This window comes from Longimicrobium sp. (genome assembly GCF_036554565.1).
Classification (GTDB): domain Bacteria; phylum Gemmatimonadota; class Gemmatimonadetes; order Longimicrobiales; family Longimicrobiaceae; genus Longimicrobium.
Window position 1 is genome coordinate 1 of record NZ_DATBNB010000680.1, and the last position, 10,384, is coordinate 10,384.

General features: G+C 73.5%; 2 protein-coding genes. Both read right to left on the reverse strand.

Going from position 1 to position 10,384, the window contains the following annotated elements; all coding sequences use genetic code 11:
• On the reverse strand, positions 1–7,054 hold a 7,054-nt coding region (locus VIB55_RS18950), incomplete at its 3' end, for an amino acid adenylation domain-containing protein (RefSeq protein ID WP_331878239.1).
• A 1-nt stretch (position 7,055) separates the two neighbouring features.
• Positions 7,056–10,384, reverse strand: a 3,329-nt coding sequence (locus VIB55_RS18955; RefSeq protein WP_331878240.1) for an amino acid adenylation domain-containing protein, incomplete at its 5' end; no start/stop codon positions are given.

Below are 10,384 nucleotides of genomic sequence, written 5' to 3' on the forward strand. Positions count from 1 at the left end.
CGTAGTCGGCGTACTGGATCTCCGGCGCGGGGAGCGGGTCGGGCTCCCCGCGCAGGAAGGCGGCGTAGAGCGCGCCCAGCTCCCGGTAGAGCACCCCCATGCTCCACCCGTCGCTGACGATGTGGTGCATGGAAACCAGCAGCACGTGGTCTTCCTCACCCAGCTGCAGCAGCACCGCGCGGAAGAGCGGTCCCGCGGCGAGGTCGAAGGGCCGCCGCGCCTCCTGGCCGGCGCGCCGCCGGAGCGCCGCCTCGCGGTCCGCCTCGCCCAGCCCCGACAGGTCTTCCACGGGCAGAGCGAAGGCGGCGAACGGCGCGATCACCTGCACCGGCGAGCCGTCCACCTCGGCGAAGACCGTCCGCAGCGCCTCGTGGCGGCGGACGACCTCGCCCAGCGCCCGTTCCAGCGCCGCCGCGTCCAGGGCTCCGCCCAGGCGCACTGCCGCGGGGATGGTGTAGGTGGTGCTCCCCGGCTCCAGGCGGTCCAGGAACCAGAGCCGCTCCTGCGCGAACGACAGCGGCACCGCACCCGTGCGCTCCACCGGGACGACGGGCGGCAGCACCGGCAGCCCCGCGCGGCGCATCTCCTCCACGCGCACCGCCAGCTCCGCCACGGTGGGCCCTTCGAAGAGCGCCCGCAGCGGCAGCTCGATGGCGAACAGTTCCCGGACGCGCGAGACCACGCGAGTGGCGAGCAGCGAATGGCCGCCCAGGTCGAAGAAGTTGTCCTCCACCCCCACCCGCTCCAGCCGCAGCACCTCTGCCCAGACCCCCGCCAGCACCTCCTCGGCCGGCGTCCGCGGCGCTACGTACAGCTCCTCCGCCGACGCGAGCTCCGGCGCCGGCAGCGACTTCCTGTCCACCTTGCCGTTGGGCGTCAGCGGCAGCGCATCCAGGAACACGTACGCCGCGGGCACCATGTGCTCCGGGAGGCTCTGCCGCAGGTGGGCCCGCAGCGCGTCCGCATCCACGGCGCCCATCACGTACGCCACCAGCCGCCTGTCGCCCGGCACGTCTTCCCGCGCCAGGACGACGGCCTCGCGCACTTCCGGATGCTCGGCCAGCCGCACCTCGATCTCGCCCAGCTCCACCCGGAATCCGCGCACCTTGACCTGCGCGTCCAGCCGGCCCAGGTACTCCAGCATCCCGTCCGCCATCCACCGCACCCGGTCGCCCGTGCGGTACAGGCGCGCGCCGGGCTCGGCCGCGAACGGGTCCGGGACGAAGCGCTCGGCGGTCGCGGCGGGGCGGCCCAGGTAGCCGCGCGCCAGCTGCGCCCCGCCCACCTGCAGCTCGCCCGGAACGCCGACCGGCGCCGGCTGGCCAGCGGCGTCCACCACGTAGCAGCGGGTGTTGGGAACCGGCCTTCCGATCGGCACCCGCGAAACGCCGCCGCTCTCCGGCGCTTCCCAGAGCGTCACGCCGATGGTGGTCTCGGTGGGCCCGTAGCTGTTCAGCAGGCGCACCCGTCCACCCGCCACGGCCTGCCACGCGCGCACCCGCTCGGGGAGTGCGGCCTCGCCGCCGATCACCACCAGCCGCAGCGACTCCGGGAGCGCCCCGGGCTCCGCATCCAGGTGGGGCGACACGTGGTGCCACACGGCCGTGGGCAGATCCACGATGCTGACGCCCCACCGGCCGCAGGCCTCCCAGAACGACCCGGGAGTTTCGAGCATCTCCTCCGTGCGCAGCACCACCGTCGCGCCGGAGAGGAGCGTGGCGAAGATCTCCTCCGCCGCGGGGTCGAAGCTGATGGAGGCGAACTGAAGGACCCGGTCGGCCGGCCCGAGCCCGAACTCCCGGGCCGCGTGGGCGGTGTAGTTGACGAGCGCGCGGTGCTCCACCGCGACGCCCTTGGGGGTACCCGTGCTCCCGGAGGTGTAGATCACGTAGGCCAGCGAGCCCGGCCCCGCTCCGCTCTCGGGGTTCTCCGCGCTCTCCGCCGCGAGCTCCGCCTCCGCCGCATCCACGCTCACCACCTCCAGCCCTGCCCGCGCCGGGAGCGCGCCGCGCAGGGTTTCCTGCGTCAGCAGCACCGCCGCCGCGGAGTCGGCCAGCATGAACGCCAGCCGCTCGGCCGGATACGCGGGGTCCAGCGGCACGTAGGCACCCCCGGCCTTGAGCACGGCCACGAGGGAGACCACCATCTCCAGGCCGCGCTCGAGGCAGATCCCCACCCGCACCTCCGGGCCCACCCCGCGCCGCCGAAGGGAGTGCGCCAGCCGGTTCGCGCTCTCGTTCAGCTCGCGGTAGGTGAGCGACACATCCTGGAAGCGCACGGCCACCGCGTTTGGCGTGCGCGCCGCCTGCGCCTCGACCAGCCCGTGGATGCACGCACTCGCGGGATGCTCCGCGTTCGTGCGGTTCCACTCCTCCACCACCAGCGCGCGCTCCGCCTCCGGCAGCACGTCCAGGCTCCCGACCGCCCGCCCGGGAGCAGCCTCCAGCGCCTCCACCAGCCGCTCCAGAGCCGTGTGCATCATCCGGCACACCCGCTCCGCGTCGGCCGGGGCGGCCACTTCGGCCGCGAGCGAGAACGCCTCCCCCCGGTCGTTCACGGAAAGCGACACGGGGTAGTTCGTCCGCTCCTCCGCGCGAATGCCCCGCACCCCCTCTCGCGGCTGCCCTGCCTGCCCCGAACGCCCCCTGGCGCCCACGTAGCGGTAGTTGAGCAGCGAGGTGAACAGCGGCGCCGGTGCCGCCACGCCGCTGCTGCGCTGCGCCAGCGCAAGCGAGGCGTGCTCGTGCCGCAGCAGCTCCGCCAGCAGCCCGTGCGTGCGCCGCACCGCCGCCTCGGCCCCCTCCTCGCCCACCCCGATGCGCACCGGCAGCGTATTGATGAACGGGCCCATCACCCGGTCCGCCCCCTCGCCGCCCTGCATCCGGCCGAAGAGCAGCGTGCCGAACACGACGTCCACTCGGCCGCTCAGCCGCGCCAGCACCTGCGCCCACGCCAGGTGGCACAGGCTCGCGGCGCTCACCCCCAGCGCCCGCGCCCGGATGCGCAGCCGTGCGGCGAGGTCGTCCGCCACGGCGAGCCGCGCCTCCACGAGCCCCTGTCCATCTCCCCACACGTCCAGCATTCCGTACGGCGCCGTCGGCTCCTCCACGTCGCCCAGCATCCCCCGGAAGAACCGCTCATGCTCCTCGCGGCTCACCCCCAGGCGCGCCTGCGCCACGTAGCCGCGGAAGGCCAGCGGCGCCGGCAGCTCCGACTCGCTGCCCGCCAGGTGCGCGGCGATCTCGTCCCGCTCCACTTCCAGCGACTCGTGGTCGCTCGTCAGGTGGTGCGTCAGCATCAGCAGCAGCCAGCGGCCACCCGCGCGGTCTTCGGCGATGCACGCCCGCCGCAGCGGCGCCCGCCCGAGGTCCATCCGGTAGTGCCGGGGGTCGAAGCGCCGCCACAGCTCCCCGGCCGCGTCCCCCTCCCCCGCCTCCAGCTGCACCTCCTCCACCGGCAGCGGCGCGTGCCGCCAGACCACCTGCACCGGCTCGCGCAGCCCCTCCCACGCGATGGCCGTGCGCAGGACGTCGTGGCGATCGATCACCGCCTGCAGCGCCGCCAGGTACTGCTCCAGCCGCGCGCGGGTGTCGAACTCCGCCACGTTCGACAGCAGGTACGGGTCTCCCTCCTCCGACAGCAGGTGGTGGAAGAGGATCCCCTCCTGCAGGGCGGCCAGCGGATAGATGTCCTGCACGTTGGCGGCTCCGCCCGCCACCCCCGCCACGATCCGGTCGATCTCCGCCTGGCTCAGCTCCACCAGCGGCAGCATCTCCGGTGTGAGGGATTCGCACCCCTCCGGGATCCGGTTCGCGGGGACCTCCACCTCCAGGGACGCCCCGCCCACGGCCAGGGCCAGCTCGGCCAGCACCGGCGTGGTGAACAGGGTGCGCACGTCGGTGTGCAGCCCCGCGCGGCGCATCCGCTCGATCAGGGTGATCGCCAGGAGCGAGTGCCCGCCCAGCTCGAAGAAGTGGTCCCACCGGCCCACCCGCTCCAGCCCCAGCACCTCTGCCCAGATCCCGGCCAGCGCCGTCTCCACCTCGCCCACGGGAGCCTCGCCCCCCCGCCGCACGTACGCGCTCTCCTCCGGTTCGGGGAGCGCCCGCCGGTCGAGCTTGCCGTTGGGGGTGAGCGGCAGCGCGTCCAGGCGCACGTACGCCGCGGGCACCATGTACTCCGGCAGCCGCTCCAGCAGGTGCGCGCGCAGGTCCTCTACCCTCACCCCGCCGGCGCCCACCCAGTACGCCGCCAGCCGCTTCCCTCCCGCCTCGTCCCGCACGACGACCGCCGCATCCGCCACCCCGGCGTGGGCCGCCAGCACCCGCGCGACCTCGCCCGGCTCCACGCGGGAGCCGCGGATCTTCCCCTGGGCATCCACCCGGCCCAGGAACTCCAATTCCCCCGAGACCGTCCATCGGCCCCGGTCGCCCGTGCGGTACAGCCGTGCTCCCGCCTCGCCCGAGAAGGGGTCGGGAACGAACTGCGCCGCGGTCAGCTCCGGCCGGTCCAGGTATCCCCGCACCACGCCGACGCCGCCCACGTGCAGCTCTCCCGCGACGCCCACGGGAGCCGGGTCGCCGTGCGGGCCCAGCACGTACACGCGCAGGTTGGTGAACGGCCGCCCGATGGAGGGCGTTCCGCCCCCGGCGAAGCACTCCCCCAGCGTGGCGCCGATGGTGGTCTCGGTGGGGCCGTAGCCGTTGAAGAAGCGCCGGCCCGGCGCCCAGCGCGCCACCACCTCCGCGGTGCACACGTCGCCGGTGGCCACCAGCGTGCGCAGCTCCGGGAGCTCGTCGGGCGCCAGCACGGCCAGGGTGGTGGGCTGCAGCGTGGCGAAGGTGATGCGGTGCTCGCGCATGAAGCGCAGCAGCTCCGGCCCGGGAAGCGCCGCGTCGCCCGTGGCCAGGCACAGCGTTCCGCCGTTGGCGAGCGCCGCCAGGACGTCCCAGAACGCCGCGTCGAAGCCGAAGGAGGCGATCTGCAGCACCCGCTCGTCGGCCCGCAGCCCGAAGAGCCGCCGTTGCGTTTCGGCCACGTTGGGAAGCCCGCGGTGCGGAACCAGCACGCCCTTGGGCATTCCGGTAGAGCCGGAGGTGTAGATCACGTACGCCAGGTCCTGCGCGGCCACCCCGCTCTCCGGCGCATGCGCGGGCTCGCTCGCGATCGCGCTCGCCTCCACGTCCAGCACCACCACGCGCGCCGCGTGCGCGGGAAGCCCCGGCTGGAGCGACGAGTCCGTCAGCAGCACGGGCACCGCCGAGTCCTGGATCATGAACGCCAGGCGGTCCGCCGGATACCTGGGGTCCAGCGGAACGTAGGCGCCCCCGGCCTTGAGCACGCCAAGGATGCATACCACCAGCTCCGGGCCGCGCTCCACGTACAGGCCCACGCGCACCTCGGGACCCACGCCCAGCCCGCGCAGGTAGTGCGCGAGCCGGTTGGCGCGCGCATCCAGCTCGGCGTACGTCAGCCGCACGCCCTCCGCAACAAGGGCCTCCGCCCCCGGCGTGCGCGCCGCCTGTGCCGCGAAGAGCTCGTGGATGCAGAGGCCGGCCGGAACCTCGGCCTCCGTCCGGTTCCACTCTTCCAGCACCAGCGCGCGCTCGGCCTGGCCGAGCAGCTCCAGCCGCGAAAGCCGCACGTCGGGGTTCGCGGCCACCTGCTCCAGCACCCGCTCCAGGTGCCCCAGGAGCCGCACGATGGTGCCGCGCTCGAACAGGTCCGTGGCGTACGACAGCCCGCAGCGCAGGCCCCCGGCCGTCGCCGCGGCGGTCAATGCCAGGTCTACCTTGGCGGCGGCGAGCCCCGCGTCCACGCGCTCGGTGGTCAGCTCCGCCAGCCCCGCGGCCGCGTCCTGGGTGTCCTGCAGCATGAACGCCACCTGAAAGAGCGGCGCGTGGCTCAGGCTGCGCTCCGGCTGAAGCTCGGCCACCAGCTTTTCGAAGGGCACCTCCTGGTTGTCGTACGCGCCCAGCGTCGCCTCGCGCACCCGGCCCAGCAGCTCGCGGAAGGTGGGATCTCCGGACAGGTCGGTGCGCAGCACCACCGTGTTGACGAAGAAGCCGATCAGCCCCTGCAGCTCGGTCCGCTCGCGCCCGGCGATGGGGCTGCCCACCACCACGTCCTCGGTGCCGCCGTACCGGGAGAGCAGGGCCTGGAAGGCGCCCAGCGCAACCATGAACAGCGTCGCCCCCTCCTGGCGGCCCAGCGCGCGCAGCCGTTCCAGCACCTCGGCCGGGAGATGGACGCGCTCGATCGCCCCCCGGAAGGTCTGCACGGCCGGCCGGGGATGGTCGGTGGGCAGCTCCAGCAGCGCGGGGGCGTCGGCGAGCCGCACCCGCCAGTATCCCAGCTGCCGGTTCAGCGCCTCGCCCTGCAGCTGCTCGCGCTGCCAGGCGGCGTAGTCGGCGTACTGCACCGGCAGCTCGGGGAGCGGAGACTCCCGCCCGTCGCGGTACGCCTGGTACAGCGCCGAGAACTCGCGCGAAAGCACCCCCAGGCTCCACTCGTCGCTGACGATGTGGTGCATCGCCAGCAGCAGCACGTGGTCGTCCTCCGCCAGCCGCAGCAGCGACGCCCGGAAGAGCGGCCCCGCGGCCAGGTCGAACGGCCGTGCCGCCTCCGCAGAGACGCGGCGCCGCATCTCGGCCTCCCGATCCACCTCGGCCAGCGCCGACAGGTCGTCGGCCGCGAGCGCGAAGCCGCCGAAGGGCAGAACCACCTGCACGGGAGAGCCGTTCACCTCCCGGAAAACGGTCCGCAGCGACTCGTGGCGCCGGACGATCTCCCCCAGCGCGCGCTCCAGCGCCGCGGGGTCCGGCGTTCCCCGCAGCCGGAGCGGCCACGACATGTTGTACGAGGTGCCCCCCGGCTCCAGGCGGTCCAGGAACCAGAGCCGCTCCTGCGCAAAGGAGAGCGGAGCGCCGCCGCGATGGTCGCGGGGGACGATGCCCGACGAGCGGACCCGGCCCTTGAGCCTCGCCTGGAGGAGCGCGCGCGCGGCGGGAGAAAGCTCCGGGCGCGGAGACTCGGCCATCTTGTCCACGGACATCTCAGGTTCCTGCAATGGAGTTGGACGCGGCCAGGCCAGCAGCCTCGTCTTCGGGCGTCCCGGGGAGGTCTTCGTCGATCATGCGCTCGATCTCGCCCGCCATGGCTTCCAGCGTGGGCATCGAGAACACGGTGCGGATGGAGATCCGCAGGTCGAGCATGTCCCGGACGCGGGCCAGCAGGCGCATGATGAGCAGCGAGTGGCCGCCCAGCTCGAAGAAGCTGTCGTGCACGCCCACCCGCTCCACGCCCAGCACATCGGACCAGATCTCCGCCAGCACCTCTTCCACCGGCGTCCGCGGCGGCACGTACCGATGCGCGGCGGCGTACTCCGGCGCCGGCAGTGCCTCGCGGTCCACCTTGCCGTTGGGCGTCAGCGGCAGCGCGTCCAGGGAGACGAACGCGGCGGGCACCATGTACTCCGGCAGGGTGCACCGCAGGTGCTCGCGCAGCGCGTCGGCCTGCACCTCTCCCACCACGTACGCCACCAGCCGGAGCTCTCCCGGCACGTCCTCGCGCACCACCACCCGCGCTTCGCGCACCGCCGCATGCGCGGAGAGCGCACTCTCCACCTCGCCCGGCTCGATCCGGAATCCACGGATCTTCACCTGCTCGTCCAGACGGCCCACGAACTCCAGCTTCCGCTCCCCGCGCCACCGCATCCGGTCGCTGGTGCGGTACATCCGCGCACCCGGCTCGGTGGAGAACGGGTCCGGGACGAAGCGCTCCGCCGTCAGCCCGGGGCGGTCCAGGTAGCCGCGCGCCACGCCGGCGCCGCCCACGTACGCCTCGCCGGGCACGCCCCGCGGAACCGGATTCAGGGCACCGTCCAGCAGGTAGATCCGCTGGTTCCCCGTCGCATGTCCCAGCGGAACGGTCAGCGCGTCCTCCCCGACCTGCTCCACCTCTTCGTACAGGCAGAACGTGGTGGTTTCCGTGGGCCCGTACATGTGCAGCAGCCGCTCGGGACCGCCTGCTTTCAGCAGCCGGCGCACGCTGTCGGCGTCCACGGCCTGGCCCCCGAAGAGCACCTCGCGCACGGGCGCGAAGATGTCGGGCTCTTCGTGCGCCAGCTGGTTCACCAGCGCGGTGGTCAGGAAGATCGTGGTGATGCGCTCCTCGCGGAGCGCCTGGCGAAGGGCCGGGGGGGAGAGGAGCACGTCCTGGGGGATGCCCACCAGGGTGGCCCCGTTGATCAAGGCGCCCCAGGCTTCGAAGGTCAGCGCGTCGAAGCCGGCGTTCGAGGCCTGCGCGACGCGGTCGCCCGGGCGCAGCTGCACGTAATCGGTCTCGCGGACGAGCTGGACGATCTGGCGGTGACCCACCATCACGCCCTTGGGCTTTCCCGTGCTCCCGCTGGTGTAGACGATGTACGCCAGGTTCTCCGCAGTCGCCTCGCTCGGAGGCGCATCGACCGGCTCCGACGCGAGCGCGTCCGCGGCGCGGTCCAGGTGAATCACCTCCAGGCCGCGCGTCTCCACCACCCCGTCCAGCTCGCCGCGGCTGAGCAGCACGCGAACGCGGCTGTCGTCCAGCATCAGGCGCAGCCGCTCCGCCGGGAATCCAGGGTCCAGCGGCACGTAGCAGCCGCCGGCCTTGAGCACCGCCAGGATGCAGACGATCAGCTCCACGCCCCGCTCCAGCAGCACGCCCACGCGCTCGTCGGGTCCCACGCCCAAGCGGACGAGGTGGTGCGCCAGCTGGCTGGACCGCGCGTCGAGCTCGCGGTACGTCAGCGACTCATCGCCCCACACCAGCCCCACGGCATCCGGCCGCTCCCGCACCTGCGCCGCGAAGAGCTCGTGCACGCACACGCCGCGAGGGTACGGGCGCTCCGTGCGGTTCCACTCCTCGAGCACCAGCGCGCGCTCGGCATCCCCGAGCAGGTCCAGCCGCGAAAGCCGCACGTCCGCATTCTCGGCGACCTGCTCCAGCACCCGCGCCAGGTGGCCCAGCATCCGCTGGATGGTGGAGCGGTCGAAGAGATCGGTGCTGTACTCCAGCGAGCCGCGGATGCCGCCGTCGTGCGGGACGGCGGTGAGCCCCAGGTCGAATCGGGTGGTCTCCACCTCCGCGGACGCCGCCTCCATCCGCAGCCCCGCGAGGCCAAAGCCGGATCGGTCGACGTTCTGCAGCGCGAACGTCACCTGGAAGAGCGGCGCATGGCTCAGGGAGCGCTCGGGCTGCAGCTCGGCCACCAGCCGCTCGAACGGCACCTCCTGGTGCTCGTACGCGCCCAGAGTGCCCTCGCGCACGCGCCCCAGCAGCTCGCGGAAGGTGGGGTCTCCCGACACGTCGGTGCGCAGCACCAGCGTGTTGGCGAAGAAGCCGATCAGCTCCTCCACCTCCTTGGTCGTCCGCCCGGCGATGGGGCTGCCCACGACGATGTCGTCGCTCCCGCTGTACTTCGAGAGCAGCAGCTGGAAGGCGCCCAGCATCACCATGTACAGCGTGGCGCCCTCGCTCCGCCCCAGCGCCTGGAGACCGTCGAGGAGCGCGCGCGGCAGCTCGAACCGCTCCCGCGCGCCGCGGTGCGACTGCACCGGGGGCCGGGGCCGGTCCGCCGGCAGCTCCAGCAGCGCGGGCGCGCCCGCCAGCCGCTCCTTCCACCAGCCGACCTGCCGGTCCAGCACCTCGTCCGCCAGCTGCGCGCGCTGCCACACGGCAAAGTCCGCGTACTGCACGGGGAGCTCGGCGAGCGGCGAACCGCTCCCCTCGCGATAGGCCGCGTACAGCGCCGACAGCTCGCGCAGGAGCACGCCGCTGCTCCACCCGTCACTGACGATGTGGTGGATGCACAGCAGCAGGACGTGCTCCTCGCCCGCCACCCGCAGCAGCGCGGCGCGGATGGGCGGCCCCTGGGCCAGGTCGAACGGACGCGCCGCATCTTCCCGCGCGCGCCGCCGCACCTCCGCCTCGCGATCCGCCTCCGGCAGCCCCGACAGGTCGTCGACCGGGAGCGCGAAGCCGTCGAAGGGCACAATCACCTGCACCGCGCCTCCATCCACCTCGCGGAAGACGGTCCGCAGCGACTCGTGGCGGCGGACGATCTCGCCCAGGCTCCGCTCCAGCGCGTCCACGTCCAGCACGCCCGAGAGGCGCAGCGCGGCGGGGATGTTGTACGGCGCGCTCCCGCCCTCCATCTGGTCGATGAACCAGAGCCGCTCCTGCGCGAACGAAAGCGGGAGAGGACGATCGCGATCGACACGCACGATCGGCGGCAGCACCGGCAGCCCGGCGCGGCGCATCTCTTCGACGCGCACGGCCAGCTCCGCCACCGTGGGCCCCTCGAAGACGGCGCGGAGCGGAAGGACGACTCCGAGCGGGTTCT